Origin of the sequence: Streptomyces sp. NPDC058534 (assembly GCF_042717365.1) — a bacterium.
Classification (GTDB): Bacteria; Actinomycetota; Actinomycetes; order Streptomycetales; family Streptomycetaceae; genus Streptomyces.
The window spans coordinates 1-25,658 of sequence record NZ_JBHXNW010000078.1; the positions used below are offsets into that span (position 1 = coordinate 1).

The 25,658-nt window shown below is 70.1% G+C and carries 27 protein-coding genes and 1 pseudogene; 18 read left to right on the top strand and 10 right to left on the bottom strand.

The annotated features are described in order from the left end of the window. Window positions 1–98 precede the first annotated feature (98 nt). From ACFWR9_RS34335 to ACFWR9_RS34370, 8 genes are all read left to right on the top strand, one after another. Window positions 99–746: an HAD family hydrolase gene (locus tag ACFWR9_RS34335; RefSeq protein ID WP_383849209.1), complete on the top strand. Its 648-nt coding sequence runs from the start codon at window positions 99–101 to the stop codon at window positions 744–746. A gap of 78 nt (window positions 747–824) precedes the next feature. Beyond that, window positions 825–2,060: an MFS transporter gene (locus ACFWR9_RS34340; RefSeq protein ID WP_383849211.1), complete on the top strand. Its 1,236-nt coding sequence runs from the start codon at window positions 825–827 to the stop codon at window positions 2,058–2,060. Beyond that, window positions 2,011–3,183 carry an acetoin utilization protein AcuC gene (locus ACFWR9_RS34345; protein ID WP_383849213.1) on the top strand — a complete coding sequence of 391 codons (1,173 nt, stop codon included), beginning with the start codon at window positions 2,011–2,013 and terminating at the stop codon, window positions 3,181–3,183. The genes ACFWR9_RS34340 and ACFWR9_RS34345 overlap by 50 nt, the downstream gene beginning before the upstream one ends. 152 nt (window positions 3,184–3,335) lie before the next feature. Continuing rightward, a complete protein-coding gene (locus ACFWR9_RS34350) occupies window positions 3,336–4,151 on the top strand; it encodes a phosphatase (protein ID WP_383849216.1) in 816 nt (271 codons plus the stop codon). A gap of 129 nt (window positions 4,152–4,280) precedes the next feature. Then, window positions 4,281–4,493: a helix-turn-helix domain-containing protein gene (locus tag ACFWR9_RS34355; RefSeq protein ID WP_004984898.1), complete on the top strand. Its 213-nt coding sequence runs from the start codon at window positions 4,281–4,283 to the stop codon at window positions 4,491–4,493. A gap of 108 nt (window positions 4,494–4,601) precedes the next feature. Next, on the top strand, window positions 4,602–4,700 hold the full coding sequence (locus ACFWR9_RS34360; RefSeq protein WP_003948845.1) for a 30S ribosomal protein bS22: 99 nt from the start codon (window positions 4,602–4,604) through the stop codon (window positions 4,698–4,700). 230 nt (window positions 4,701–4,930) lie between these two features. Then, window positions 4,931–5,992: an NAD-dependent epimerase/dehydratase family protein gene (locus tag ACFWR9_RS34365; RefSeq protein WP_383849219.1), complete on the top strand. Its 1,062-nt coding sequence runs from the start codon at window positions 4,931–4,933 to the stop codon at window positions 5,990–5,992. Between the two features lie 14 nt (window positions 5,993–6,006). Then, entirely contained in the window at window positions 6,007–7,071 is a 1,065-nt protein-coding gene (locus ACFWR9_RS34370) for a lysophospholipid acyltransferase family protein (RefSeq protein WP_383849221.1), read from the top strand. A gap of 195 nt (window positions 7,072–7,266) precedes the next feature. Here the strand turns inward: ACFWR9_RS34370 and ACFWR9_RS34375 are convergent, their stop codons facing one another. From ACFWR9_RS34375 to ACFWR9_RS34385, 3 genes are all read right to left on the bottom strand, one after another. Further along, the gene (locus tag ACFWR9_RS34375) at window positions 7,267–8,514 is read right to left on the bottom strand and encodes a DUF5667 domain-containing protein (protein ID WP_383849224.1); all 1,248 of its coding nucleotides are present in this window, start codon (window positions 8,512–8,514) and stop codon (window positions 7,267–7,269) included. Window positions 8,515–8,740: 226 nt separating this feature from the next. After that, window positions 8,741–9,544 (bottom strand): ECF subfamily RNA polymerase sigma factor, BldN family, encoded by an 804-nt coding sequence (locus ACFWR9_RS34380; RefSeq protein ID WP_383849227.1) that lies wholly within the window; start codon window positions 9,542–9,544, stop codon window positions 8,741–8,743. Between the two features lie 312 nt (window positions 9,545–9,856). Continuing rightward, window positions 9,857–10,789: an HAD family hydrolase gene (locus tag ACFWR9_RS34385; protein ID WP_383849230.1), complete on the bottom strand. Its 933-nt coding sequence runs from the start codon at window positions 10,787–10,789 to the stop codon at window positions 9,857–9,859. Between the two features lie 96 nt (window positions 10,790–10,885). Between ACFWR9_RS34385 and ACFWR9_RS34390 the strand changes: the two genes are divergently transcribed. The 5 genes from ACFWR9_RS34390 (at window position 10,886) to ACFWR9_RS34410 (ending at window position 16,649) form a co-directional block, all read left to right on the top strand. Continuing rightward, window positions 10,886–11,227, top strand: a complete 342-nt coding sequence (locus tag ACFWR9_RS34390) for a glutaredoxin family protein (RefSeq protein ID WP_307014221.1) — start codon at window positions 10,886–10,888, stop codon at window positions 11,225–11,227. A gap of 274 nt (window positions 11,228–11,501) precedes the next feature. Then, window positions 11,502–12,266: a redox-sensing transcriptional repressor Rex gene (locus ACFWR9_RS34395; protein WP_383849234.1), complete on the top strand. Its 765-nt coding sequence runs from the start codon at window positions 11,502–11,504 to the stop codon at window positions 12,264–12,266. Further along, window positions 12,263–13,999, top strand: a complete 1,737-nt coding sequence (locus ACFWR9_RS34400) for a glutamyl-tRNA reductase (RefSeq protein WP_383849237.1) — start codon at window positions 12,263–12,265, stop codon at window positions 13,997–13,999. The genes ACFWR9_RS34395 and ACFWR9_RS34400 overlap by 4 nt, the downstream gene beginning before the upstream one ends. Further along, on the top strand, window positions 13,996–14,955 hold the full coding sequence (gene hemC, locus ACFWR9_RS34405; protein WP_383849239.1) for a hydroxymethylbilane synthase: 960 nt from the start codon (window positions 13,996–13,998) through the stop codon (window positions 14,953–14,955). The genes ACFWR9_RS34400 and hemC overlap by 4 nt, the downstream gene beginning before the upstream one ends. After that, window positions 14,952–16,649 (top strand): uroporphyrinogen-III synthase, encoded by a 1,698-nt coding sequence (locus ACFWR9_RS34410; RefSeq protein WP_383849242.1) that lies wholly within the window; start codon window positions 14,952–14,954, stop codon window positions 16,647–16,649. The genes hemC and ACFWR9_RS34410 overlap by 4 nt, the downstream gene beginning before the upstream one ends. Window positions 16,650–16,739: 90 nt before the next feature. On the opposite strand, the gene ACFWR9_RS34415 is transcribed toward ACFWR9_RS34410, so the two are convergent. Genes ACFWR9_RS34415 through ACFWR9_RS34425 form a run of 3 tightly spaced genes read right to left on the bottom strand, consistent with a single transcriptional unit; the run spans window position 16,740 to window position 20,020 of the window. Then, window positions 16,740–17,933, bottom strand: coding sequence for a type II toxin-antitoxin system HipA family toxin (locus ACFWR9_RS34415; RefSeq protein WP_383849244.1), 1,194 nt, complete (start codon window positions 17,931–17,933; stop codon window positions 16,740–16,742). Continuing rightward, entirely contained in the window at window positions 17,923–19,578 is a 1,656-nt protein-coding gene (locus ACFWR9_RS34420) for a DUF262 domain-containing protein (protein ID WP_383849247.1), read from the bottom strand. The genes ACFWR9_RS34415 and ACFWR9_RS34420 overlap by 11 nt, the downstream gene beginning before the upstream one ends. 55 nt (window positions 19,579–19,633) lie before the next feature. Continuing rightward, window positions 19,634–20,020 (bottom strand): hypothetical protein, encoded by a 387-nt coding sequence (locus ACFWR9_RS34425; protein ID WP_383849249.1) that lies wholly within the window; start codon window positions 20,018–20,020, stop codon window positions 19,634–19,636. A 355-nt stretch (window positions 20,021–20,375) separates the two neighbouring features. Here ACFWR9_RS34425 and ACFWR9_RS34430 point away from each other — a divergent pair, with 355 nt between their 5' ends. Beyond that, window positions 20,376–20,510, top strand: a complete 135-nt coding sequence (locus tag ACFWR9_RS34430) for a hypothetical protein (protein ID WP_383849252.1) — start codon at window positions 20,376–20,378, stop codon at window positions 20,508–20,510. A gap of 55 nt (window positions 20,511–20,565) precedes the next feature. Here the strand turns inward: ACFWR9_RS34430 and ACFWR9_RS34435 are convergent, their stop codons facing one another. Next, on the bottom strand, window positions 20,566–20,772 hold the full coding sequence (locus ACFWR9_RS34435; RefSeq protein ID WP_383849255.1) for a DUF397 domain-containing protein: 207 nt from the start codon (window positions 20,770–20,772) through the stop codon (window positions 20,566–20,568). Beyond that, window positions 20,769–21,602, bottom strand: a complete 834-nt coding sequence (locus tag ACFWR9_RS34440; RefSeq protein ID WP_383849258.1) for a helix-turn-helix transcriptional regulator — start codon at window positions 21,600–21,602, stop codon at window positions 20,769–20,771. Before ACFWR9_RS34440 ends, ACFWR9_RS34435 begins: the two co-directional genes overlap by 4 nt. 209 nt (window positions 21,603–21,811) lie before the next feature. Between ACFWR9_RS34440 and ACFWR9_RS34445 the strand changes: the two genes are divergently transcribed. Then, window positions 21,812–22,189: an ATP-binding protein gene (locus tag ACFWR9_RS34445; protein WP_383849260.1), complete on the top strand. Its 378-nt coding sequence runs from the start codon at window positions 21,812–21,814 to the stop codon at window positions 22,187–22,189. A 14-nt stretch (window positions 22,190–22,203) separates the two neighbouring features. On the opposite strand, the pseudogene ACFWR9_RS34450 reads toward ACFWR9_RS34445, so the two are convergent. Continuing rightward, window positions 22,204–22,395, bottom strand: a pseudogene (locus tag ACFWR9_RS34450) (transcriptional regulator); the annotation flags it as partial. Window positions 22,396–22,768: 373 nt separating this feature from the next. On the opposite strand from ACFWR9_RS34450, the gene ACFWR9_RS34455 reads away from it, so the two are divergent. The 3 genes from ACFWR9_RS34455 to ACFWR9_RS34465 all read left to right on the top strand — a co-directional run bounded on the left by ACFWR9_RS34455 (window position 22,769) and on the right by ACFWR9_RS34465 (window position 25,183). Further along, on the top strand, window positions 22,769–23,776 hold the full coding sequence (locus tag ACFWR9_RS34455; protein ID WP_383849263.1) for a helix-turn-helix domain-containing protein: 1,008 nt from the start codon (window positions 22,769–22,771) through the stop codon (window positions 23,774–23,776). A 54-nt stretch (window positions 23,777–23,830) separates the two neighbouring features. Next, window positions 23,831–24,094 (top strand): zinc-binding dehydrogenase, encoded by a 264-nt coding sequence (locus tag ACFWR9_RS34460; RefSeq protein ID WP_383849264.1) that lies wholly within the window; start codon window positions 23,831–23,833, stop codon window positions 24,092–24,094. 225 nt (window positions 24,095–24,319) lie between these two features. Continuing rightward, entirely contained in the window at window positions 24,320–25,183 is an 864-nt protein-coding gene (locus ACFWR9_RS34465) for a nitroreductase/quinone reductase family protein (protein WP_383849267.1), read from the top strand. On the opposite strand, the gene ACFWR9_RS34470 is transcribed toward ACFWR9_RS34465, so the two are convergent. Beyond that, complete coding sequence (locus ACFWR9_RS34470) at window positions 25,180–25,590, bottom strand: SRPBCC family protein (protein ID WP_383849270.1); 411 nt, start codon at window positions 25,588–25,590, stop codon at window positions 25,180–25,182. The genes ACFWR9_RS34465 and ACFWR9_RS34470 overlap by 4 nt on opposite strands. Window positions 25,591–25,658 lie beyond the last annotated feature (68 nt).

Genomic DNA, 25,658 nt, shown 5'->3' on the forward strand with positions numbered 1-25,658 from the left:
GGGGGACCCTGTGGGAGAGTAGGACGCCGCCGAACAATCATTGTATGAAAGCCCCGCACCGGGAACGGTGCGGGGCTTTCTGCGTTTAGGGTCTTTCTATGCGCTACGACCTGGTTATCTTCGACAACGACGGCGTCCTCGTCGACAGTGAGCCGATCTCCAACCGGCTCCTCGCCGGCTATCTGACCGAGCTGGGTCACCCGACGTCGTACGAGGACTCCCTCCGGGATTACATGGGAGCCGCGATGCACCGGGTGCACGACCTGGTGCTGGAGCGGACGGGGCGGCGGCTGCCCGAGGACTTCGACGACGTTTTCCACGGGCGGGTGTTCGCTGCCTTCGAGCGTGAACTGGGGCCCGTGCCCGGGGCCGTCGGTGTGCTGGAGAAGCTCGCGGCGGACGGGGTGGCGTACTGCGTGGCCTCGTCCGGGAGCCATGAGCGGATTCGGGTGGGGCACCGGAAGACCGGTCTTGACCGGTGGTTCGACGACGAGCGGATCTTCAGTTCCCAGGACGTGGGCCGGGGAAAGCCGGCGCCGGATCTGTTCCTGCACGCGGCGGCGCGGATGGGGGTGGCGCCGGGGCGGTGTGTCGTGATCGAGGACAGTCCACTGGGCGTGCGGGCCGCCGTCGCCGCCGGGATGGACGTGTACGGGTTCACCGCGATGACGCCGGCCTCGAAGCTGACCGGAGCCGGGCGGCTGTTCGGCGACATGGGGGAGTTGGCCGACCTGCTGGCGAGCTGACAGCTTCCGTGAAGCTGAGGAGAATTCACCTTTGGCTGGATCTACCCACGGGTAAGCCGGGGCCCTACGCTCGCCGCCATGACTGATGTGCTGCGGCGCGGTAGGGCTTCGCTCGCGTTCGGTTTCTTCGCCCAGGGCGTCGCCTTCGCCTTGCTGGTGACCCGCATTCCGGCCATTCAGGACCGCTACGGCGTCTCCGACGCGCTGCTGCCGGTGTTCCTCGCCGCGGTGCCGATCCTGGCCGGCGCCGGGAGTGTGGCGACCGAGCGTCTGGTGCGCCGGGTGCGGCCGAGCCGACTGCTGCGCTGGTCCCAGCCGGTGGTGCTGCTGTCCCTGCTCGGCGTCGGGGCGGGGGGCCGGATGGTGGTGCTGGCCGTGGCGCTGGGCGTCTTCGGGCTGGCCGTGGGAGCGCTGGACGCGTCGATGAACATGCTCGGGGTGAGTCTGCAACGGGCGTACGGGCGCAGCATCATGCTCGGGTTCCACGCGGCGTACAGCCTGGGCGGGATTCTCGGGGCCTCGCTGGCGTGGGTGGGGGCGCACTGGGATCTGGCGTTGTGGGTGTCGTATCTGCCGGTCGTCGTCGTGCTGCTGCCGGCCGCGCTGGTGGGGAGCCGATGGTACGTCGACGGGGACCGGGGTGGTGCGGCGGAGGCGGCCGGGCAGGGCGGGGGCGGTACCGGGGTCGGCTTCAAGTTGCTCCTGCCGTTGTGTCTGGTGATGACGTTCGCGTACATCGGGGACTCGACCGTCTCCAACTGGGGCGCGAAGTACCTCCAGGACGTGCTGGGGGGTTCGGAGCAGCTCGCCACCGTGCCGTACAACGTGTACATGGTGACCACGCTGGTCGGGCGGGCGGTCGGGGACGTCGGGGTGCGGCGGTTCGGGGCCGTGGCGGTGGTGCGGAGCGGGGCGGTCGTGGCGGCGGTGGGGTTCGCGGTGGTGGCGGGGGCGCCGGGGGCGTGGGTGGGGATGCTCGGGTTCACGCTGCTGGGGCTGGGGTTGTGTGTGCTGGTGCCGCAGACGTTCGCCGCTGCGGGGCGGCTCGCCACCGACAAGTACGGTCCCGGGGCGTCGGACGCGGCGGTGGCGCGGCTCAACGTGTTCAACTACGTCGGCTTCCTGATCGGTTCGCCGTTGGTGGGGGCGCTCGGGGACGCTTGGAGCTACCGCGGGGCGATGCTCGTACCGATGGTGTTGGTGCTGGTGACGGTCCTGTACGCCCGGTCGTTCGAGACTCAACCGGACCGATACGGTGGCGGGCATGAGCGGCCGCGCACAGCTGATGTGGGACGAGGCAGTAACGGGCTATGACTTCGGGCCGGAGCATCCGATGGATCCGGTCCGGCTGGCCCTGACACGAAGTCTGGTCGGTGCCCTGGGGCTCGACCGGGAGGTGGAGGTCGTCGCGGCGCGGTCGGCCGGTGAGTCGACGCTGCGGCTCGTGCACCGGCAGGACTACATCGACGCGGTGAAGGCGGCGTCGGCGGATCCGGGCGCGGCGGACGTGTCGTACGGGCTGGGGACCATCGACGACCCGGCCTTCGCGGGGATGCACGAGGTGTCGGCGCTGATCGCCGGGCAGTCGGTGGGGGCGGCGGAGTCGGTCTGGCGCGGGGAGGCGCTGCACGTGGTGAACTTCGCGGGCGGGCTGCACCATGCGATGCCGGGCGCGGCCTCCGGGTTCTGCGTGTACAACGACGCGGCGCTGGCGATCGCGCGGCTGCTGGAGCTGGGGGTCGAGCGGGTCGCGTACGTCGATGTGGACGTGCACCACGGGGACGGGGTGCAGGCGGCGTTCTGGGAGGACCCGCGGGTTCTGACGGTGTCGCTGCACGAGCATCCGCGGACGCTGTTCCCGCAGACCGGGTGGCCCGAGGAGACGGGCGCGGAGTGCGCCGAGGGGTCGGCGGTGAACATCGCCCTGCCGGCGGGGACCGGGGACGCGGGGTGGGTGCGGGCGTTCCACGCGGTGGTGCCGGAGGTTCTGGCTGACTTCCGGCCGCAGGTGCTGGTGACGCAGCACGGGGCGGACACGCACTTCGAGGATCCGCTGGCGCATCTGGCGGTGTCGCTGGACGCGCAGCGGGCGGTGCAGGTGGCGTGCCACGAGCTGGCGCACGAGTACGCCGGGGGGCGTTGGGTGGCGCTAGGTGGGGGCGGGTACGCCGTGGTGGATGTGGTGCCTCGGTCGTGGGCGCATCTGGTGGGGATCGCGGCGGGGCGGCCGGTGGAGCCGGAGACGGTGATTCCGGAGGGGTGGCGGCAGGAGGTGTTCGCGCGGACGCGGCAGCTGGGGCCGATGCGGATGACTGATGGGCGGTGGCCGGTGGGGTGGGCTTCGTGGGGGGAGGGGTACGACCCCGCGGATCGGTTGGATCAGGCTGTGGTGGCGGCGCGGCGGGCGGTGTTTCCGTTGCGGGGGTTGTTGGCGTGAGGGGGGTTGGTACGGGGGGTCGCTGATCGGTGGGCCTGCGTGGGGGTGGGCCGGGGGTGGGTGCGCAGCCCGGCGTTGCGGGGTTACGCCGACCGTGCGTAGTTTCGGGGTTCCTCGGTTCCCGGTAGGGCGGACCCGGCAGCATCGGGTGGGTGCTGACCCGTGGAGCTGTTCGGGCTCATCTGTTGGAGGTGCGGCTTGCCGGGGTGGTGGCGACTGCTCGGGAGGCGAGTCTGCGGAGTTACCGGTTGTTCGCCGCGCGGGATCCTCGGGTGCTGCTCGGGATCGATCCGGTGGGGGACTGGGGGCACCGGGAACTGGTCGCGTTGATGGCGGAGAGGTGTGGGGTCTCGGCCGATCCGCAGGATACTTCGGGCCAGGACGTGATCGACCCCGAGCGGACCCTCGCGGCCCTGGACGCCTTCGCCGGCCGGCTCGCGGCCGTCGCTCAGCGTCACGCCCCGGTGCTCCTCGGCACCGGGCACCCGCATCGACTGCTCGGTTTCTACGCCGCCTTGGCCGAGGCGTTGTCGGCGGCGGGATGTACTGTCCTCACCCCGGCGCAGGGTTGCTGTGTCGACATAACGACCCGGTTCGGTCTACGCACGTACCGCCTCGACTACGTCCGGGGCGTCGCGTTGGTGCGAGAGGACGGCCGCGGTCGCGCCTGTGGTGAGCCGGGCGCGCACACCCACTCGCCGCTCCCGGTTCGTACCGCGCTGGCCGCCGCGGCCGAGGCGGGCGGGCCGCTGCCCGAGTTGGTGATCGGGGATCACGGGTGGGTCTGCGGAGCAGGTCAGCTGGGGTTCGAGGCCATCGGGCCGGCCGATACGGACGATCCCGCGCTCTTCGTCGGCCAGGCCGAGGGGTTCGTGTCCGTCGTCGTTCCACTTGATGACGCTGTGCGCTCCGAGTACTACCGACCGCTCACCCGCTACGTACTCAATCGGGCGTGTCTGTCACGGTAGGGAAGCGATGGGTGCACCTCTTCCCCATTCGCATCACCCGCCCCTACATTGGGGAGTGAGCACGCAGCGACGAAGAGTCACCGGAAGGGGAAGCCGGTGGCCGTCGAGTGCGGAAGGTTCAGGTGTGTCATGGCTGCAGCTGGCGAAAGGCCTCTGAACGAGGTTCAGTTCCTTACCGTGGCGGAAGTCGCCTCGGTGATGCGCGTGTCCAAGATGACCGTGTACCGGTTGGTGCACAGCGGTCATCTGCCCGCGATCCGGGTGGGACGGTCGTTCCGCGTCCCGGAGCAAGCGGTTCATGAGTACCTCCGCGAGAGCTATGTGGGGGTGGAAACGGCCTGACGGCCTCGATTACGACCTCAGCGCTGGGGCGGGTAGGCTGGCCCCTCGTAGGTCGTGTGGGCCCATGGCGCTCACCAACCGAGTGATGAGAAGTGAGCGAGGGTAGTCGTGGGCTCTGTTATCAAGAAGCGGCGCAAGCGGATGGCCAAGAAGAAGCACCGCAAGCTGCTCAAGCGCACGCGCGTTCAGCGTCGCAACAAGAAGTAAGCGACGCTGCGCCGTCAGCGTGTCCTGTGGCCCCCCACCTCATCCGGTGGGGGGCCACAGTCGTATCCCGCTGTCCCTGTGTCCCTGGGCGCTCGGCGCGGGGCGGTACCGCGAATTCTCGTCACCTGCTGCATCCGGCGGTCATCACAGCGCAACACCGACCGGCTAAGTTGGCCGGCGGGCGGGGAACGCGGCAGGGTACGCAGTAGGGCGGAAGGAAGGCGCTGATCTTGGGCAAGGTCGTGCTCGTGACCGGAGTGGCCCGGCAACTCGGGGGCCGGTTCGTCCGGCGTATCCAGCGGGATCCCGACGTGGACCGGGTCGTGGGTGTGGACGCCGTTCCGCCGGAGCATCATCTGGGCGGCGCGGACTTCGTGCAGGCCGACATCCGGCAGTCGGCGATCGGGCGGGTGCTGGCCGAGACGGGTGCCGACACGGTCGTGCACATGGACGTCACGGGCACGCCGCTGGTCAGCGGCAGCCGTACGTCGGTCAAGGAGACCAACGTCATCGGCACGATGCAGCTGCTCGGTGCCTGTCAGAAGTCGCCGACCGTGCAGCGGCTGGTGGTGAAGTCCAGCACCAACGTCTACGGGTCCGCGCCGCGCGACCCGGCCGTCTGCACCGAGACCACCGCGCCCAAGTCCCTGCCCAGCGGCGGCTTCGCCAAGGACGCGGTCGAGGTCGAGGGGTATGTGCGGGGCTTCGCGCGCCGTCGGCCGGACGTGGCGGTGACCGTGCTGCGGTTCGCCAACATCCTGGGCCCGGACGCGGGTACGCCGCTCGCCTCGTACCTCGGGCTGCCGGTGCTGCCGACGGTGTTCGGCTACGACCCCCGGCTGCAGTTCGTGCACGAGGACGACGTGATCGAGGTGCTGCGGATCTCCTCGCACGAGCCGCGGCGGGGAACGCTGAACAGCGGAACCTTCAACATCGCCGGCGACGGCGTGCTGCTGCTGTCCCAGTGCTCGCGGCGGCTGGGGCGCCCCACGGTGCCGCTGCTGCTGCCGGCGGTCACCTGGGCGGGCACGCTCGTGCGTACGCTGGGGATGACGGACTTCTCCCCCGAGCAGATCCGGCTGCTCACCCACGGGCGGGTGGTGGACACCACGCAGATGCGCGAGACGCTGGGTTTTCGGCCGAAGTACACGACGGCCGGGGCGTTCGCGGACTTCGCGCGCAGCCGCGGTGCCGGGCTGCTGCCGCCGGAGGCCCTCGCGGGGGCCGTCGACCGGATCGCGGAGTTGTCCCGGCGGGACAACGGCCACCTTCCGACGCAGAGCGCCAACTGAGGAGCGCATCAACGATGGCGGACGCCAAGGTCATTCCGTTCGACGACGACCGGTCGCGGGGGAGCGGTGCGGGGGGTGCGAGCGGCGGTAACGCGGTACCGCGCCCGGCGCGGCGCCGCGGTGCGGGAAGCCGGCGCAAGGGTACGGCGGAGCCGGCGCCGGTGCGGGAGGTGCGGCCGCTGCCCGTGCGGGGGGCCGCGGAGCAGGACGACGCCCCCGTGCCTCAGGAGGACGCGGACGGCGGCCTGGAGCAGCGGATCGCGGGTGGGCTGGCCTTCCTGCGTCGCCGTCTCACCGGGGACTACGAGGTCGACGACTTCGGGTACGACGCCGAACTGACCGGCCAGGTGCTGATGTCGCTGCTGCGGCCGGTGTACGAGAACTACTTCCGGGTCGAGGTGAAGGGCGTCGAGAACATCCCGGCCGAGGGCGGTGCGCTGATCGTCGCCAACCACTCCGGGACGTTGCCGCTGGACGGGCTGATGATGCAGGTCGCCGTGCACGACCATCATCCGGCGGACCGGCATCTGCGGCTGCTGGCGGCGGACCTGGTGTTCGTGCTGCCGGTGGTCAACGAGCTGGCGCGCAAGCTCGGGCACACGCTGGCCTGCGCGGAGGACGCCGAGCGCCTGCTGGCGCAGGGCGAGCTGGTCGGGGTGATGCCGGAGGGCTTCAAGGGCATCGGCAAGCCGTTCGGCGAGCGCTACAAGCTGCAGCGGTTCGGGCGGGGCGGGTTCGTCTCCACGGCTCTGCGGCAGGGGGCGCCGATCATTCCGTGCTCGATCGTCGGGGCGGAGGAGATCTACCCGATGATCGGCAACTCCAAGACCCTGGCGCGGCTGCTGGGCTTCCCGTACTTCCCGCTCACGCCGACGTTCCCGTGGCTGGGGCCGCTGGGCGCGGTGCCGCTGCCGACGAAGTGGACGATCCAGTTCGGCGAGCCGATCCCGACGGACGGGTACGCCCCGGAGGCGGCGGAGGATCCGATGCTGATGTTCAACCTGACCGACCAGGTGAGGGAACAGATTCAGCACACGCTGTACAAGTTGCTCGTGCAGCGGCGGTCGGTGTTCTTCTGACGCGTGATTCCAACAGGCCGGTACGACGCGTGGGGTGAGGTGAGCCGACGGACGGAGTCCGGCGCAGCTGTCCGAAGCCCGCGGAGCGGTGCGAGGGCAGCAAACGGGAGAGGCTGCTGGTGCAGCGGCGGTCGGTGTTCTTCTGAGACTGGACCGGGTACGGCGGTGGGGCACCCCACCGCCGTACCCGGGGTGTCAGTCCGCGTCCTCCGCCTCGATGCCCAGGCCGGGCAGGAGGCCCGGGAGGAGGGGCGGGAGGGTGACGTCCGGCTCGGTGGGCGGGGTGTTGTCGCCCGTCGACGGCGAGGCGGGGCCGGAGTCCTCCTCGGGCGGGTCGAGCAGGCCGCCGGTGCCGCCGCCGAGGAGCCCGTCGTCCTCCCGGCCGGAGTCGGACGACTCGCTGGGACCGCGGCTGTCGGTGCGGCCGCGGTCGGACGTGCCGGAGTCGCCGGTGCCCGGGGCCGACGAGCGGTCGGTGCCGGGAGTGTCCGTGGTCGCCGGGCCCGAACCGCCCGGCCGGCCGCCGGTGCCGCGGTCGTCGTCCTGCGAGGGCGGCCGCGGGAGCATGGACTGCAGCGGGGCCACGTCGTCGTCTATGGCGTCGAACACCGACGACACCTGCTCACTGACGTCCCCCAGCTGCACGGGCAGCCGCTCGCGCAGCGCTCCCCAGGTCTCCCGATGGGAACGGGAGAAGGAGGAGAGGGCCTGCATGGGGGCCAGCGAGTCGGGGTCGTGGGCGTAGGCCGCGCTGAGCAGGCGGTGTCCCTCGGAGGCGTCGTGCCGCATGCCGGAGAGGGCGCGGCGGATCTCGCCGAGCGACTCGTGGTCGAGGGGGCCGCTGCGGCCGCGCTCCATCAGCCGTCGGGCCTCGCCGAGCCGGGTCGAGGCCCGGTCCAGGTGGGCCCGGCCGCGCTCGTCGTTCCCGTCGGCCAGGCCGAGTCGGAAATCCTCTATGCCCCGCTTGAGGCCGTAGAGGGAGTCGCCGGGCAGGGCGTCCGAACTGGCTGCGGCGACTCCGCCGAAGGCTCCCGCGGCCACGCTCACGCTCAGTCCGCCCGCGGTGAGGCCCTTGGCCAGCCGCGAACGGGGCCGGAACCTGCTCAGCGGCGCCGCCCGGTGGCTGCCGCGCGCCCGGCGTTGCTCCGGGACCGATGTGTCCCCCGCCCCGCCGCCCGCGGTGCCCTCCTGCAGCATGGCCTCGAACGCGGCCACCAGCTGGGCCCGCTGGACGACCTTGACCTCGGGATCCAGCTGCGGCCGGGGCAGCGTCTCCAGACCGTGGGCGAGGGTCACCAGATGACCCTGCCCGGTCGGATCCGCGGTGGCCCCGGCGGTTGCCGGTCCTCCGGACTGCTCGGCCGCCGCCCCGGGATCGGACTGCTCCTCCAGAGCCTGGGCGAAGGCGTTCGCCCGCCGGTGTGCCGATACGTTCGCGATCACTGGCGGCACCTCCTCTCGTCATGACGGTCGACTCCCCAGGGGGTTCTGAGGGTTGCACGCCCCGATCGGAACCATCCGATCGGGTGATCGGAGTCGGCCGGGGAGCGACCACAGGGAGCCTGCATCCCGCACAACGAGCGGCGCGGCACATGGGTTACGGACGGTGGATGATCGGACCGCTGTCCCAACAGACTTTCACCGACGGTGATTTGAGAAACGCGGAGGGTCAGCGGACGTCGTCCGGGAGCAGCCGGGCGAGGGTGCGCACGGCCCGGTACTGGAGCGTCTTGATGGCGCCCTCGTTCTTGCCCATGACGCGGGCGGTCTCGGCGACCGAGAGGCCCTGGAGGAAGCGCAGGGTCACGCACTCCTGCTGCTGCGGGTTGAGCCGTCGTACCGCCTCCAGCAGGGCGGCGTTGGAGAGCGATTCGAGGACGGAGTCCTCGGGGGACCGCTCGACCTCGTTGGCGTCGAGCATCTCGCCGGTGGTGACCTCCAGCCGGAAGCGGCTGGACTTGAAGTGGTCGGCGACGAGGTTGCGGGCGATGGTCACCAGCCAGGCGCCGAAGTCACGGCCCTGCCAGGTGAAGGTGCCGATGCGCCTCAGGGCCCGCAGAAAGGTCTCGCTGGTGAGGTCCTCGGCGGTCGCCTTGCCGCCCACCCGGTAGTAGATGTACCGGTAGACGGTGTCGCTGTACTGGTCGTAGAGCCGCCCGAAGGCGTCGGCCTCACCGGCCTGGGCCCGTTCGACCAGGTCCATCATGCGGGCGCTGTCGCTGTCCGCGGCGGGGCGGCGGTGGGTGGTGGCGGCGGCCCCGGACGAGGACGACCGCGTGCGTCTGCCGACGACCGCGCTTCCTTCGGCCAGTGCGTAGCACGGACCGGCGGGCGCGGCGGCGGCGGCGAGGGCGGAGACGGCGGGGACGGCATACGCGGTGGGGACGAAGCCGCACAACAGGTCTTGGGCTGATTTGACCGTTGCGCGCAGCGTAGCCAGGCCCGAGGTGTCAACCCCGACGTGTGGGTACACGGGACTCCCAGAGGCAGAGCTTCCATCACGTGCAGTTCGGAACCTTTCACCCGTCGTAGCGAAGGTGGGGTACCGGAATGCGTCTGAGGAGAATAACGCTTCGTGCAGGCGCTGCTACGCCCAGTTGCTCAAATCATCGATTACGTCGCTTCTGTGCCCGATTGACGCTCGATCAGATGCGGCAGAGTGATCAGTAAATGACCGAAACGGTTCGGGTTCCGTGTGGCTACGGAGCGTGTTGTGGCCGATGTGAGGCAGTGCGAGGAACCGGGACTGGAGAGGGCGTCCGGCGGGTACGTCACATGGCTCGGGTCAACGGCGGCGGCGGTGCAGCGCGATGGCCGCCGCGGTGCCGCCCGCCACCGCGCCGACGCCCGCGGCCGCGGGGATGCCGACCTTGGCCGCCTTGCGGCCGGTGCGGTAGTCGCGGAGGCGCCACTCCAGCTCGCGGGCGTGCTTGCGCAGCTTGGAGTCCGGGTTGATCGCGTACGGGTGTCCGACCAGGGACAGCATCGGGATGTCGTTGTGCGAGTCGCTGTAGGCGGCGCAGCGGGACAGGTCCAGGGCCTCCGCTGTCGCCAGGGCCCGCACCGCCTCCGCCTTCGCGGGGCCGTGCAGGGGCTCGCCGACCAGCTTGCCGGTGTAGACGCCGCCGACGGACTCGGCCACCGTGCCGAGCGCGCCGGTCAGGCCGAGGCGGCGGGCGATCACCTGGGCGATCTCCACCGGGGCCGCCGTGACCAGCCAGACCTTCTGTCCGGCGTCCAGGTGGGCCTGGGCGAGGGCGCGGGTGCCGGGCCAGATCCGCTCGGCCATGTACTCGTCGTAGATCTCCTCGCCGATCGACTTCAGCTCGGAGACGCGGTGGCCCTTGACGATGGAGAGCGCGGAGTCGCGGGCGTCCTGCATGTGCTCCGGGTCCTCGAGCCCGGCCAGCCGGAAGTACGCCTGCTGCCAGGCGAACCGGGCGAGGTCGCGGGTCTCGAAGAACTTCCGCTTGTACAGGCCCCGGCCGAAGTGGAAGATCGCGGCGCCCTGCATCACGGTGTTGTCGAGGTCGAAGAAGGCCGCCGCCCGGTCGTCGCCGTGGACCGGGAACTCCGGCTCCGTGCCGGAGTCGGGCGGCGCGGTCTCCGGTGTGGACTGCGCGGACTTGCGGGCTGCCTCCGCCGAGGCCTCGCCTGCCAACACACTCCGCGCCGTGGCGGAGCGCCTACGGGGAGAGAGCCATCCGAGAGCGGCCATGCCCGTGAGCATAGCCAGTCTGTTCGGGGCCTTCGGAGTCGAGAGGTTCGCAGGCTGTGAACTCTGGGCGACCGGTTCGTCAAAGGGCGCGGGAGAATGGCCGGCATGAGTCCCCTCTTCCGCCGCAAGCCCGCGCAGGCCCCGCAGACCCCGGGGGCCCCGCACTCCGCCCAGTCCCCTGAGCATTCCGAGAACCATCTCGTCACCCTCATCCGCAAACCCGGCTGTCATCTGTGTGATGACGCACAGCTCGTCGTGGAGAAGGTCTGTGCCGACCTCGGTGTCCCCTGGGAGGGGAAGGACATCACCCAGGACCGCCAACTCCACGACCAGTACTGGGAGCAGATCCCGGTCGTCCTGGTCGACGGCCGGCAGCACACCTTCTGGCGTGTGAACGAGGAACGGCTGCGCAAGGCACTGACCGACCAGTCCAAGTAGTCCGTATGGTCGCTTAGGATCGATGGTGACCAGGTCTCGGGGGCGTTGATCGTGAGGAGCGTGTACGGCTTTGCCCCCGATGAGTGAGGAACGAGGGTGCGCATGCGCCGGTTCCCGTCCCGTGCGCCGGGGGCGCGTGACCCCGGTCACGTTGGCCGGGCAAATCGGACACCATCTTTGTGCACGCGTTCACAAAGACATAGCCTGCATTCGACGGGGCGGTCATGTAGGGACGTATGACCGCCTACAGCCCCGCTCTACCCGCAGGAGCACCGTGGCAACTGGCCGAACACACCGACCGGCGACCCGCAGCCGAGGGATTCCCGAGGCCACCGTCGCCAGGCTTCCGCTGTACCTCCGCGCCCTCACCGCGCTCTCCGAGCGTTCGGTACCCACGGTCTCCTCCGAGGAGCTGGCGGCCGCGGCCGGGGTCAACTCCGCGAAGCTCCGCAAGGACTTCTCCTACCTGGGCTCCTACGGGACCCGGGGCGTCGGGTACGACGTCGAGTATCTCGTCTACCAGATCTCCCGCGAACTCGGCCTCACCCAGGACTGGCCGGTAGTGATCGTCGGTATCGGTAACCTCGGCGCCGCGCTCGCCAACTACGGCGGGTTCGCCTCCCGCGGTTTCCGGGTCGCCGCGCTCATCGACGCCGATCCGGGAATGGCCGGAAAGCCCGTCGCCGGTATCCCGGTGCAGCACACCGACGAGCTGGAGAAGATCATCCAGGACGACGGTGTGTCGATCGGCGTGATCGCGACCCCCGCCGGTGCCGCCCAGCAGGTCTGCGAACGGCTCGTGGCCGCCGGTGTCACCTCCATCCTGAACTTCGCGCCGACCGTGCTGAACGTCCCCGAGGGCGTCGACGTGCGCAAGGTCGACCTCTCCATCGAGCTGCAGATCCTCGCCTTCCACGAGCAGCGCAAGGCCGGCGAGGAGGCCGCCTCCGACGGCGTCGCACCGCCCGCCGTCGCCCGCAAGCAGCGCCCCACCGATCAGGGACCCGACGGGGACGTACCCGCCGTGATGCCGGCATGAGTCTCCTCGTCGTCGGGCTGAGCCACCGCAGCGCCCCCGTCAGCGTCCTGGAGCGGGCGTCACTCGGCGAGGACGCGCAGCTCAAGCTGTTGCACGACACGGTCGCCGCCGAACCGGCCGCCGAGGCCGCGGTGCTGGCCACCTGCAACCGCATCGAGCTGTACGCCGACGTGGACAAGTTCCACGCCGGTGTCGCCGAGCTGTCCACGCTGCTCGCCCAGCACAGCGGGGTCGGCCTGGAGGAGCTCACTCCCTATCTGTACGTGCACTACGAGGACCGCGCAGTCCACCACCTGTTCTCGGTGGCCTGCGGGCTCGACTCGATGGTGGTCGGCGAGGGGCAGATCCTCGGCCAGATAAAGGACTCCCTGGCCCGCGCCCAGGACCTGCACACCGCCGGACGCCTCCTGAACGACCTGTTCCAGCAGGCCCTCAGGGTCGGCAAGCGCGCCCACTCCGAGACCGGCATCGACCGCGCCGGGCAGTCCCTGGTCACCTTCGGCCTGGAGCAGCTATCCGCGGGGGCCGACCCCCAGACGTGGGCGCGGGGCAAGAAGGCCCTGGTCATCGGCGCCGGCTCGATGTCGTCGCTGGCCGCCGCGACGCTGGCGCGGGCCGGGGTCGCCGAGATCGTGGTCGCCAACCGCACCTTCGAGCGCGCCGAGCGCCTCGCACTCCTGCTCGAAGAGCAATATGGACAACGTCTCTCCGAGGGCGACGACACGGACGTGCTGGCCCGCGCGGTACCGATGGATTCGGTGCCGTTCGAGCTGACACGTGCCGACGTGGCCGTCTCCTGCACCGGCGCGACCGGTCTCGTCCTCACCGCCGGCTCCGTCGCCGCGACGGTGGAGGGCCGCACCGGCGCCCCCGCCGCCGAGGCCGGCCCCACCGGCGTACGCGACGAGCCGGAGGCCGCCGGAGCACCGCGCTCGTCGGCGGGCGCCGGGGCCGACGAGAACTGTCCGCTCGACCTGTCCGCCGTGCCGACCGGCTTCTCCGTCATGGGGGAGGCCGCCGTGGCCGGCATGGACGCCGCGACGCTGGAACAGCACGGGGCCTGGGCCGCGGGCGGCGCGGCGGTGGACCGGCCGCGCGAGACCGGGCGGCCGGGGCCGGAGGCGGACGCCGAGCTGATCGGCGCGCTCGCCGCGACCGCCGCCAGCGTCGGCCGGATCCCCGAGCGCCGCCGGCCCGAGCCGGTCGCCGAGCCGCCGCGCCCGCAGCCCGTGCTCTTCCTCCTCGACCTCGCCATGCCGCGCGACATCGACGCCGCCGTGCACCGGCTGGCCGGGGTGCGCCTGGTCGACATCGAGTCCCTCGCCGACGCCTCCGCCGACGCACCGATGGCCGCCGACGTCGACATGGTCCGCCGCATCGTCGCCGACGAGGTCACGGCGTTCGGCGCCGCCCAGCGGGCCGCGCACATCACGCCCACCGTCGTCGCGCTGCGCAGCATGGCCGCCGACGTCGTGGCGGGCGAGATCGCCCGGCTGGACGGGCGGCTGCCGGGCCTCGACGACAAGCACCGCGCCGAGATCACCCAGACCGTCAAGCGTGTGGTCGACAAGCTGCTGCACGCGCCGACGGTACGGGTCAAGCAGCTCGCGGCCGAGCCCGGCGGTGCCGGGTACGCGGACGCGCTGCGCACCCTGTTCGACCTCGACCAGGAGACGGTGGCCTCCGTCTCCCGCGCCGAGAACAGCACTGAGAAGAACCGAGGGCCGGCATGACTGAGAAGGCACTGAGGCTGGGGACGAGGCGGAGCAAACTCGCCATGGCCCAGTCCGGGCAGGTGGCGGACGCCGTGAGCCAGGTGACCGGTCGGCCCGTTGAGCTGGTCGAGATCACCACGTACGGGGACGTCTCGCGTGAACAGCTGGCGCAGATCGGCGGCACGGGCGTGTTCGTCGCCGCGCTGCGCGACGCGTTGCTGCGGGGCGAGGTGGACTTCGCGGTTCACTCGCTCAAGGACCTCCCCACCGCGCAGCACGAGGGCCTGGTGGTGGCCGCCGTACCGGAGCGCGAGGACCCGCGGGACGTGGTCGTCGCCCGGGACGCGCGCAAGCTGACCGACCTCCCGCGCGGGGCGCGCATAGGCACCGGCGCGCCGCGCCGCATGGCGCAGCTCAACGCGTACGCCCGTACCCACGGGATGGAGATCGAGACGGTCCCGATCCGGGGCAACGTCGACACCCGCATCGGATACGTCCGCAGCGGTGAGCTGGACGCCGTCGTGCTGGCCGCCGCCGGACTGAACCGGGTGGGCCGCAGCGACGAGGTGACCGACTTCCTGTCGGTCGACACGGTTTTGCCCGCCCCCGGCCAGGGGGCACTGGCGATCGAGTGCGCGGCGGACAACGCCTCGCTGATCGCCGCGCTCGGCGAACTCGACGACCCGTTCACGCGGGTCGCCGTAACGGCCGAGCGGTCACTGCTCGCCGCCCTGGAGGCCGGCTGCAGCGCCCCTGTGGGCGCCTTGGCCGACCTTCTGGCCGACGGGCAGACTGTCAAGGAGATGCGCCTGCGCGGCGTCGTCGGCACGACCGACGGCTCGACGCTGGTGCAGCTGTCCACCACCGGTCCCGTGCCCCAAACGCACGAGGCGGCACTCGCACTCGGTCGCGAACTCGCCACCGAGATGCTCGCCCAGGGCGCGGCCGGTCTGATGGGGGAGCGAGCACATTGAGCCCCACCGCCTTTCCCGCCGGTCCGGAACACGGGCACGTCACCTTCCTCGGTGCCGGACCCGGAGATCCGGGACTGCTGACTCTGCGCGCCGTGGAGGCGCTGGCGCACGCGGACGTTCTCGTCGCCGAGCACGAGGTGCTCGACGTCGTACGTACGCACGCGCGGCAGGGCGTGGCCGAAGTGCACACGGATGCCGATCCGTCGGATCCGGGCACAGGCGCGCCCCAGCTGAAGGTAGTTGACGGAGCGTCAACGACCTCGGGCGTCCCCGCTGTGCGGGATGCCGCACATCTTGTCATGGAGGCCGCGCGGGGCGGCAGGCGGGTCGTGCGTGCGGTGACCGGGGACCCCGGGCTCGACGCGTACGCCGCCGAGGAGATGCTGGCGTGCGCCGCGGCCGGGGTGCCCTTCGAGGTGGTCCCCGGTATCGCGAACGCCGTCGGCGTGCCCGCGTACGCCGGTGTGCCGCTGCGCGACGCCCAGGGCGCCGACGTGCGGTTCGTGGACGCCCGTACGGCTTCCGGCCGCTGCTGGACCGAGGTCGGTGCCTCGGACGGCACGGTCGTGGTCTCGACGACGCTGGACTCGGTGGCCGCGGCCGCCGGCGAGCTGGTGTCGGCGGGCCGCAAGCCGGACACGCCGCTGACGGTGACGATCGCCGGTACGACGACGCGGCAGCGCACCTGGACGGCGACGCTCGGCACAGTGGCCCAGACCCTGAAGCAGGCGAAGGTGCTGCCGTCCCCGGACGGTGGCCGCCCGGTGATAGCCGTGGTCGGCGAGCGTTCCGCCGCCGCCCGGCGCGACCAGTTGTCGTGGTTCGAGTCCAAGCCGCTGTTCGGCTGGAAGGTCCTCGTACCGCGGACGAAGGAGCAGGCGGCGTCGCTCTCCGACCAGCTGACGTCCTACGGCGCCGTGCCGCACGAGGTCCCGACCATCGCGGTGGAGCCGCCGCGCACCCCGCAGCAGATGGAGCGGGCGGTCAAGGGCCTGGTCACGGGCCGCTACGAGTGGATCGCGTTCACCTCGGTCAACGCGGTGAAGGCGGTCCGGGAGAAGTTCGAGGAGTACGGGCTCGACGCCCGAGCCTTCGCCGGGATCAAGGTCGCCGCGGTGGGCGAGCAGACGGCCAACGCCCTGATCGCCTTCGGCGTGAAGCCCGACCTGGTGCCGAGCGGCGAGCAGTCGGCGGCCGGTCTCCTGGAGGACTGGCCCCCCTACGACCCGGTCTTCGACCCCATCGACCGCGTGTTCCTCCCCCGTGCCGACATCGCCACGGAGACCCTGGTCGCCGGGCTGATCGAGCTGGGCTGGGAGGTCGACGACGTCACGGCCTACCGCACGGTGCGCGCCTCACCGCCGCCGGCCACCACCCGGGAGGCGATCAAGGGCGGCGGCTTCGACGCGGTGCTCTTCACGTCGTCGTCCACGGTCCGCAACCTGGTCGGCATCGCGGGCAAGCCGCACAACGTCACGGTGATCGCGTGTATCGGCCCGGCGACGGCCAAGACGGCCGAGGAGCACGGCCTGCGGGTCGACGTCATGGCTCCGGAGCCGTCGGTCCTGAAGCTGGCGGAGGCCCTGGCCGACTTCGGCGCCCGGCGCCGCGCGGCGGCCGTGGAGGCGGGCGACCCGGTGACCCGTCCGAGCGAACGGCGTCCGGGGGCGCGGAGGCGGCGGTCTTCTACGTGAGGTGAGGCGGGGCGTCCCCTTGGGGGGCGCCCCTCCTCGTCTGCCTCCAACATCCCGATCACGTCGCGCGTGATCTCCGTGGTCGTCACATCAGGGGCGCATCAGTGGAAGCCGTTCGAGACGTTCGTCGATTGCCGTGGCGACCATGTCGGGGACGGGGCAATCCTGTTTCACCTGAGGCCAGGAGGTGGCCAGGGCTGCAACGCTATCGCGCACCGTCGATGCGATCTGTTCTTCGGGAAGCATCAGCGACGGTGACAGTGCGCGGAAGCTGTCGAGACTGACGAGTTCGCAGTTGGTGGTTCCACTCAGAGGGAAAGCCAGCTTCTGGTCGGCCTTCGGGTAGGCGGCGATGCAGACCAGATCGTATGCGGGTGAAAGCCGGGCCTGTCTTCCGGTCGGGTATCGCAATGTCCAGTTCTTCAGGTGTGCGTCCGCGTTTCCCATGACGATCATGGCTACGAGCCGACGTACATACTCGACGACGTCCTCGGGCGGACAGACCGCGGTGACGACACGGCCGAGGCCAGCGTAATTGGCGCGATCGTATTTGGAGTCTGCGGCGACTTCACGCACTTGCGCGAAGTCTTCTTGATGGACCCGCCCCTCGCTTGTCCGGTCGAAGCGACGGACCGCGAGTACGGGCTCCGAGGGATCGGCCAGCCCATCGGGCAGGTTGTTGACCGCTGAGCCGGGGACGAGAGCGGCCTCGGGCACGTCAATGCCCGACAGAGCTGCCCAGTGCAGCATGGAGTATTCGTTGGCTGGGACGGCGGGAAAGCGTTCGTCGGGGAGTTTGACGATCCAGTCGCCGCCGGACCCAGTGGTCGGAAGCACCAGCGCCTTGCCTGCGAAACGCATCGAGAACTTGGGCTGCACGCCAGCCAGTGAGAAACGCAGCGCGTGGTCATGGCTGCATGCTTCGGGCTGGTCATGATCGGGGAGGTCGTCCAGCGGGGAGTCCGGTACTACGCGCACCGCGCCGGGCAGATCCTCACCGAGATGGTTCAGCAGTACGAAGTCGTGGATCCGCTGCTTACCCAACTCGGCGGCCACCAGACGCCGGAGCCCGCTGCCCTGCTCAGGGAGCAGATTCGCGAACCACTCTGGCACACTGCCACTCGCTGTCCGGCGCTTGCGCGGATCACGTTCGAATCCTTGCCCGAGAATCGGGTGAACGGCAGTCAGGTCCGTGTACTCGAACCATGTGTTGCCCTTGTGGTAGCCCAGCACGCCGACAGGGCGGTCCCCCAGGAAGACCGTCGCGGTTACATCACGCTGCATCGGTGGTGTCTCCCCAGAGGCTCTCGTCGAACAGGGCCTCGGCCTCCGGTCCGTCGGAGAATCCGAACAAGGCCATGCGCTGCACATGATCCGAGATGACCGTGGTCATGATCTTGGCGCGGCGGGTCAGGAATTCGTCAGTGCTTTCGGCGTCATGCAGGTTGAGTAGCTCCGCACACCGTTCGTCCATGCAGTGCGATCGAAGGACAGCCGGGTCCCACCACTCCGAGAAGTAGCCGAACCCCGTTTTGTTCGCAGGATGCAGCACCTTGCCGGCCATGGTTCGGTCGGAGACGAGTGACTGCAGCGGAGAACGCCCGCTGTTGAGCATGTCCACCAACAGTCGGGAGTCGCCGAGCCGTGTGCCCGTCGGGTAGTGGTTCCCGTCCGAGTCCGTGGCCTGCGCGAGGAGGACAGGATGAGCCGACAGGAGACCGAGCACGTTAATCTTCGCCTGTGTCCGGTTCAACGCTGTCTGGGTCAGATCCGGTTTCCAGAGTTCTCCACCGATCGGCAGCAGGCCCAGTATCCGGGTGGCACTGGCGACAGGATCGTCATGTACAGCGCTGGCGTTGCGCCGCAGAGCGACGGTGTTTCCCTGTGGGGCCGCGCCGACCGCTGCTCCCCGCCATACCCAGCGGCGCAAGAGCTCACTGCCTCGGCCTGTCGGGTGGCCGAACAGAGCGGTGTAACGGGTGAGTACGGGGACGTAAAGGGCGTACGGCAGCAAGCGTAGGTGAGGGATTCCGGCCTCGCTGCGCAACCAGTCGACCACCAGGCGAAGAGCCTTCTCGGTCCGGGCGAAGGCCTGCTGCCGGTCCTCGTCGTTCTTGAACTCCTGGCGGAAGTCGCGGTCGACCTTGCCGCCACGTGTCGCCATCACGCTTTGCATGAGCAACTGAGGGCTGAAGTCGCCGAAGTCGAGTGCTGCGACCCGCTCGCGCAGCGCATCCAGATCGGACGGCTGCACGTCGAGGGGAGTGGAGTGCAGCGCCTGGAAGATCTCGGCCTTCTTCAGAGTCTTGCCGAAGGTGTTCATCCGGTCGAAGATCTCGCGCAGCGCCTGCTCGTCGTCGCCCTCGATCTCGTACATGGGAATCTCGTAGGTGCGAATGGCAGTCGCCACCGAGTCGCAGAGGTCGTACTCCTCGCTGGTGAGCCACGACCGTTGACGTTGCCAGGCGATGAGCCGCCGGTTGTCGCCGGCGACCCAGACCGGCAACCAGTGATCACGCACCTTCTGAGAGTGCGGCGCGGACAGGAACCGTTTGCGGGCGTCCTTCTCGCGGAGGTCGTAGAAGATGCGAAACCGACGGTCCACCGTTTGTTCGGATGCTGTGAGCGCACCGATGAGCGTGGTCAGACGCTGCTGTCCGTCGACCACCCACAACGCGTCGGACCGTTCCGGCGCGTCGAACCGGAGTTCGCCCAAGGTGATCTCGGCGGCTGGTGCGGGCTTGCGCCACATCAGCAGGTTGCCGATGGGATAGCCACGCAGGATGCTGTCGAAGAGCCGCTCCGAGTCGGAGGCTTCCCAACGGTACGAACGCTGGAAGCGCGGAATCCGAATGCGCCCGCTCTTGGCCCATTCGACCAGATCCAGCGGCGCGACACGACCGACCTTGGGCTTGGTCACGCCTGCCATGATCCACCTCCGAGTGTCGTGCCTTCGTAGGCGCGGGCGGTCGCGGTGCTCGTTTTCATCGCATGTCCCTCAACAGGATGCCGCCCTCAGTGGCGAAGGCCTTCCAGCCGTTCTGGGAGTTGCCCGCGAGCGCCGTTGCCGCGCCCGAGGGGGTGTCATGCACGGAACCGTCCTCCAGCCGGAGCGTGCCGTTCGCGAGCACTTCGGCATAGTGCACCAGGTTGAGGTTTCGCCGCCGCCACACCAGCCGCTGCCCGGGGCGAAGCCGCCCGTCCGCCAGGAGGGGACGGAGCGCCGGTTCCGGCGATGAGGACGCGACGGCTGTGTTTCCCGATTGCGTTGCCCTTTCCGGGAGGCCGAGGACTCGGCGGAGAGTGCTGTTCGGCGTGTCGACGAAGGGCTTCGCTCGCTTCTGCAGCTCTTCGTACACCTCGTCGTCCACTCGGATCGTGGGGCTCAAACTTTTACTCTCATCAAGTGACAATGTGACAGTTCAAGGTAGCAGAGTGGAACGGGACGTGCAGCGGATCCAGAGGGGCGTCTGTGTCGCCGGGATTCATCAAGGCATTGAGCCTCATCGAGTCGGCCACAGATCAAGCGGGCGCGGGTGTCGTACGGGCGCTCACGTGGCGCCCGCGGTGCAAAGCTTTGCGTCGACGCGACAGCCAGGGCCATCTGGAGGGAGACATGGCAGCGGCAACGTACGAGGAGCCGGTCGCTCTCGATAAGGCCAACCCCGACATTGCCTGTCTCCGTGACCTGGATTTCCGAGTTGGGACGACGCGCACAAGCTCTACGTGCCCGAGGTGCTGGCCGCGGAGATCGTCGAGGACCTTCAGGTCGCGCTGGAGGAGTTCGCCGCGATCGCGGAGACGTTGCAGCAGGCCCGGGGTGAGCGCCCGGAGGCGGAGGCGACTCCGGGCGTCGAGTGAAGGCAGGCCTGGCCCGCACCTCTGGTTTCGGTGTGGGCCAGGTGGGCTCGCTCCGTCAGCGTTCGGAAGCGTATGGCAGGAAGGACGCCCAGGTAGTGGCGGTGAGAGCGAGGCGGGGGCCGTGAGGAACCTTGGAGTCGCGCACATGAATGGTTGTCGGAGCGGCGGCGACCTCGACGCAGGACGGCCCGTCGTCCGAGCTGTAGCTGCTCTTTATCCACTCCAGCTTGCCATCGGCTCCGTCGGAGGGCTTGAGGGTCATGACTCTCCCAGCATTTTCTCGATGAGGGCCAGCGACTCCCGCGGTGTGAGAGCCTGCGCCCGGATGATCCCATAGCGCATGTCGAGGACCGTGGTCTCTCTTGGCTCAGTGATCACGCGGTTGGTGAGCTGAACCTCGTTGAGGCCTACGGATACTCCATCCTTGAGCTTGAGCAGTCGGAAGGGGCCGCCGAGGCCCGAATTCTCCTCCCGGCTCAGAGGCAGCACCTGAAGATCCACGTTCCGCAGCTGAGCCACCTCCAGCAACCGTTCGAGCTGAGCACGCATGACCGTCCTGCCTCCGATCAAACGACGTAGCGTTGCTTCACACAGCACAAAGCTGAGCAGCGGGCGCGCCGTTGGGGAGCAGAGGACCTCCTGACGAGACAGTCGAGCGACCACCCTCTGCTCCAACTCGTCCTCACCGAACTGTGGTCGCCGGGAGCCGAACACGGCACGCGCGTAATCCTCAGTCTGCAACAGTCCGTCGATGACGGAGTTGTTGTAGGAGCACATCTCGACGGCTTCGGCCTCCAGGCGCTTCACGTCCCGGACCTTCTTCGGGTACCGGGCTTCCGCCACGTCCCCCTTCATCGTGGCGATCCTGCCGCCCGCGCCCAATGCCTCGTCCGCGCGGTCCAGATACTCCGGCCGAGGAATCCGCCGCCCCCGCTCCACCGACGAGACCAGTTCCTCCCCGTATCCGATGGCGACCCCGAACTCCGCCTGGGTGAGGCCGGCCGACTCACGCCACAGCTTCAGTTGCCGTACGACGGTCCGCATCACCGCCCCGGCCTCTTCGTCGTCCAGCCCCGCTTCCCACTCACCCATGCCGTCGCCCTCCCGCCGTGCGCCCTTCCCCGGACCAACCTCCGACGCCCACCATCGGTCACCCCGGGCAGCCCGGACGGAACCGGACGCGCCACGGACAGACACCGACCGCACGGGACAGCCGCCTTCACAGCGTATGCACGCCTGAACACGCTGGGTGACATGAATCAGGGAATCTCCACCCAGCGCGTTCCGCTGCACCAGTTCTCGTGCCCCTGTCGGCGACGCGCCGTGGCGCGCGACTTGCCCGGCTGCTCGCGACCGAGAAACTGCTCGCGTGGGAGCTGCCGTTGGACCCGGCCCGGCTGATCGTGGCCGAACTCGCGACGAACGCCGCCCTCCACGGCCGCGTCCCCGGCCGGAGCTTCCGGCTCGCGCTCTCCGTCATCCCGCCGGGCACACTCCGTATCGAGGTGACCGACACCCGAGGTGACCGGCTGCCGGTCAGTCCTCGGACGACCGTCGACGCGCACGCGGAGTCGGGGTACGGGCTGCTTCTCGTCGAGGAGCTGGCGGACCGCTGGGGCGTTCGGTGCGGCCCGGGGCCGTTGAAGACCGTCTGGGCCGAGCTGGACCTTGCCCCCTGACAACTTGGGTCGGGTCAGCTGGCCCGTGTGACGGCTACGTGCAGTGCCCGCACGCCGGTGACCCGCGGGTGTCGCTGGGTCAGTTCGGCCACGATGCTGCGGATCGCAGGTCGGTCCCGTACCTCGCCGGGGCTGACCCGGTGTGCGTCCAGCAGAGCTCTGGCGGTTTGCTCAGGACGGTTCCAGGCCCACCAGGCTCGCGCCACGTGACCGTAGCAGTGGGCGATCAGGAGAGGTTCCGCCGCGAGGGGACTACGTAGGTCGCTGTAGGCACCCGGATCCGGCGGGCGCGACAGCGGAGCCCGGGAAGACGGGACCCGGTGGGTCGGGCTCCGGGGCTTCGGGCGGTAAAAGACCTAAGAACCCTGGGAAATTACCTACCCAACCAACCAAACCCGGCCTCGATCACACGGGCGGGTGAAAAGCGGCCGAATGGGTGGCGCGGGGGCCAGTGCTGCGTGCAGTCTCTGCACGAGGGGGCTTCATGCCTCTGGAATATCCCACGCACATGCGTCGGCCCCCGCCGGGACGGCAATCCCAGGACGAGGGCCTGACCAACAAGGAAGACGACCCTTCCCCATGGCTGAGCAGAAGACTAACGCTGCCGCGCGCCCGAGTCAGGGTGTTCGCCGGTCCACCACCCACTCCGGTGTCATCCACGTACGCACGTACCAGTCGGGTCAGTACGTCGTCATCGGTAATCACCTCGCCCAGCACCGTCAGCTGTCGCTGACCGCGATCGGGCTGGCCACACACATCCTGTCGCTGCCGGAGAGTGCCCTCGTCGACATCCGCTCCCTTGCCGAGCGCTTCCCGGAGGGGCGTGAGCGAATCGCCTCCGGGCTGCGGGAGCTGGAGGAGCACGGCTATCTGGAGCGGGTGCGTGAGCGTTCGGAGACGGGGCGTCTGGTCACGCGTACGTACGCCCACCACACGCCCGAGCGGGCGGTCGCGCCCGTCGTACGTCGACACGTCGTGGCGGTGGTGCGGGAGGGCGGGGATGTGGCTCCCCGCTCGTCAGACGGAGCGCATGAACCCTCACCGGAGGGTGACCAAGCCCAGGAGTCGACTCGGGCGCCGATTCAGTGCGGTGAGCCCGTGGCTGCAAGGGTGCGGCCCGCCGTCGCCCCGGAGCTGCGCAGATGCGCGGGGGCGGCGGTTCCTCCCGCGTCGCGGGGGTCCCGGCACCACGACAAGGCAGTCGCTCTCCTGACGGGACTGCGCCGTACCGACGACCGCCTCACCCTCTCGTCCCGAGACGTGAACACCCTGGCTCCGAGTGTCATCCGTTGGTTCGAACGGGGGGCTACGGCCGATGTCATCCATCGTGTCCTGACCTTCGACCTGCCTGTGGACATGAGGCGTGCGGCCGGTGTGCTCGCGTATCGGCTGGGCGAACTGCTGCCTCCGCCTCTTCCCGCCGTCCGGACACCGTCACCGCGCCCGACCGCCGCCGCCGTGAGCGGGCCCGACCCCTTTCAGACCTGCGACGGTTGTGAGCGGGCCTTCCGGGCCGCGCAACCCGGTCGCTGCCGCGACTGCCGGTCCTACCGGCCCATGGACGCCGACGCACTTCTGGCAGCCTGAGCCGCCCGGCCCGAGCAGGGCTACGGACGCCCCGCAGGCCGGTGCACCCCGGCCATGGTCGCCGTCACCATCGACTTCGACCGGCCGCTCGCGGGGATCGCCGGCGTCCTCGCGTCCGCCGTGCACGGCAGGGGCCGTATCCGCGCCTTCAGCGGCGATCCCGACAGCGCGCTGCTGGCCGAGGTCACTCGCCTCGCCGAACGCGGTGACGTCGTTCCCGTCGTCGACACCGTCCACCCGCTCGACCGTGTCGCCGACGACCACCGGGCCCTAAAGGCCGGCGGGGTGCGCGGCAAGCACGTCGTCCGGGTCGCGTAGGGCAACCGGCGGCGCCTGGAGGTGCGTTGACAGGCGGCGGGGCGGGTGCGTGTAATGAGGGTGGTGCCGCGTGGCGCCGGTCAAAGAGCAGTGGGCCGGCCGGCGATCGGGCGAGCGCCCTCACTCAAAGGGTCCGTGATGCGTTCCTACTCCGCGCCCTGACACGACGTAGCGCCTCAGCACGTCGTCGTCCCTCTCGCACTTTCCCGGAGACCCGAGAACCGTATGCCCACGTCATTCCAGCAGCCCGTCGCCCACGAGGACGGGAACCTGCTCCTGCTCACCACCACCGGCGCCCGGACGGGACGCCCGCGTACCACCCCGCTCGGCTACGTCCGCCACGGCGGCGCCCTCCTGGTCGTCGCCTCCAACCTCGGTTCGCCACGCCACCCCGGCTGGTACCACAACCTGCTCGCCCATCCCGTCGTCGGCGTGGAGATCGGCTCCCGCTCCTTCGAGGCGCTCGCGGTGCCCGCCGAGGGGCCCCGGCGCGAGGAACTGTTCGCGCACGTCGTGCGGGCGGAACCCGGTTACGGCGACTACCAGGCCCGGACCGCCCGGGCGCTGCCGGTGGTCGTGCTGGAGCGGGCCGAGCCCGACGGGTGGGAGGGGCCGGGAGAGGTCCGTACCCTCGCCGACAAGCTTCTGGAGGTGCACACCTGGCTGCGGGGGCAGTTGCGGCAGGTACGGACCGAGGCCGAGGCGCACTTCGCGTCCCCGGGGCCGGTCGGTACGCCGCCGGGGCTCGGGCTCCAGATCAGGCAGCGCTGCCTCGCGTTCTGCCAGGCGCTGGAGTTCCATCACGTGAGCGAGGACGGGCACCTGTTCCCGGGGATCGCCCGTCACCATCCCCACCTGGCCGACGTCTTCGACCGGCTCGCCGACGAGCACCGCACGGTCGCCCGCATCCAGGGCGGGCTGGCGGACCTGCTGGCCGACATCGCCGTCGCCGATCCACTGCGCTTCCGGGCCGAACTGGCGGAGATGTCCGCACAGCTGAACGCACACCTCGACTACGAGGAGGAAGTGCTGCTTCCGCTGCTGGCCGACGTGCCGTGGCCGCCCGTGGGGCCATCCGCCACGCCCTAGACCGACTCCAGCAGTCCCTTGAGGCGGGCCAGGTCGGCGGCGACCGTGGAGGCGTCACGCTCGAAGTCGGCGACGCCGGTCCCGGGCTGCCGGCGGATGGTGAACACCACCTCGCTGCCCGTGCCGTCGGCGATCACGCGGACCGGGTTGTAGACGGTCTCCCCGGAGGGCAGCGTGACGTGGTGGTCGAGTACACCCAGCTCGTTGCGGGGGACGAAGGCGACCTCGACCCGTCCCATGGGGGAGGACTCCGCGACCCACCGGGCCCCGACCTGCTCCATGGACCCGCCCAGACCGTGGGCCCAGGCGGGCAGGTTGGCCGGGTCCGAGGCGTAGGCGTAGACCTCGTCGACGGTGCGGTCGATGTGGATGCTGACGTGGCGCGATTGCCTGCCGGTGCCGTTCATGGCAGCGACGCTAGCGGGCCGCCGTCACCGCGGTCTTGAACGAATCGGACAGGCGCCGGAGCACCTTC

Coding starts and splice junctions, on each gene's coding strand:
- ACFWR9_RS34335 (WP_383849209.1), top strand. CDS start 99: ATGCGCTACGACCTGGTTATCTTCGACAACGACGGCGTCCTCGTCGAC.
- ACFWR9_RS34340 (WP_383849211.1), top strand. CDS start 825: ATGACTGATGTGCTGCGGCGCGGTAGGGCTTCGCTCGCGTTCGGTTTC.
- ACFWR9_RS34345 (WP_383849213.1), top strand. CDS start 2,011: ATGAGCGGCCGCGCACAGCTGATGTGGGACGAGGCAGTAACGGGCTAT.
- ACFWR9_RS34355 (WP_004984898.1), top strand. CDS start 4,281: ATGGCTGCAGCTGGCGAAAGGCCTCTGAACGAGGTTCAGTTCCTTACC.
- ACFWR9_RS34370 (WP_383849221.1), top strand. CDS start 6,007: ATGGCGGACGCCAAGGTCATTCCGTTCGACGACGACCGGTCGCGGGGG.
- ACFWR9_RS34385 (WP_383849230.1), bottom strand. CDS start 10,789: ATGGCCGCTCTCGGATGGCTCTCTCCCCGTAGGCGCTCCGCCACGGCG.
- ACFWR9_RS34390 (WP_307014221.1), top strand. CDS start 10,886: ATGGCCGGCATGAGTCCCCTCTTCCGCCGCAAGCCCGCGCAGGCCCCG.
- ACFWR9_RS34400 (WP_383849237.1), top strand. CDS start 12,263: ATGAGTCTCCTCGTCGTCGGGCTGAGCCACCGCAGCGCCCCCGTCAGC.
- hemC (WP_383849239.1), top strand. CDS start 13,996: ATGACTGAGAAGGCACTGAGGCTGGGGACGAGGCGGAGCAAACTCGCC.
- ACFWR9_RS34415 (WP_383849244.1), bottom strand. CDS start 17,933: ATGCAGCGTGATGTAACCGCGACGGTCTTCCTGGGGGACCGCCCTGTC.
- ACFWR9_RS34420 (WP_383849247.1), bottom strand. CDS start 19,578: ATGGCAGGCGTGACCAAGCCCAAGGTCGGTCGTGTCGCGCCGCTGGAT.
- ACFWR9_RS34435 (WP_383849255.1), bottom strand. CDS start 20,772: ATGACCCTCAAGCCCTCCGACGGAGCCGATGGCAAGCTGGAGTGGATA.
- ACFWR9_RS34440 (WP_383849258.1), bottom strand. CDS start 21,602: ATGGGTGAGTGGGAAGCGGGGCTGGACGACGAAGAGGCCGGGGCGGTG.
- ACFWR9_RS34455 (WP_383849263.1), top strand. CDS start 22,769: ATGGCTGAGCAGAAGACTAACGCTGCCGCGCGCCCGAGTCAGGGTGTT.
- ACFWR9_RS34460 (WP_383849264.1), top strand. CDS start 23,831: ATGGTCGCCGTCACCATCGACTTCGACCGGCCGCTCGCGGGGATCGCC.
- ACFWR9_RS34465 (WP_383849267.1), top strand. CDS start 24,320: ATGCCCACGTCATTCCAGCAGCCCGTCGCCCACGAGGACGGGAACCTG.
- ACFWR9_RS34470 (WP_383849270.1), bottom strand. CDS start 25,590: ATGAACGGCACCGGCAGGCAATCGCGCCACGTCAGCATCCACATCGAC.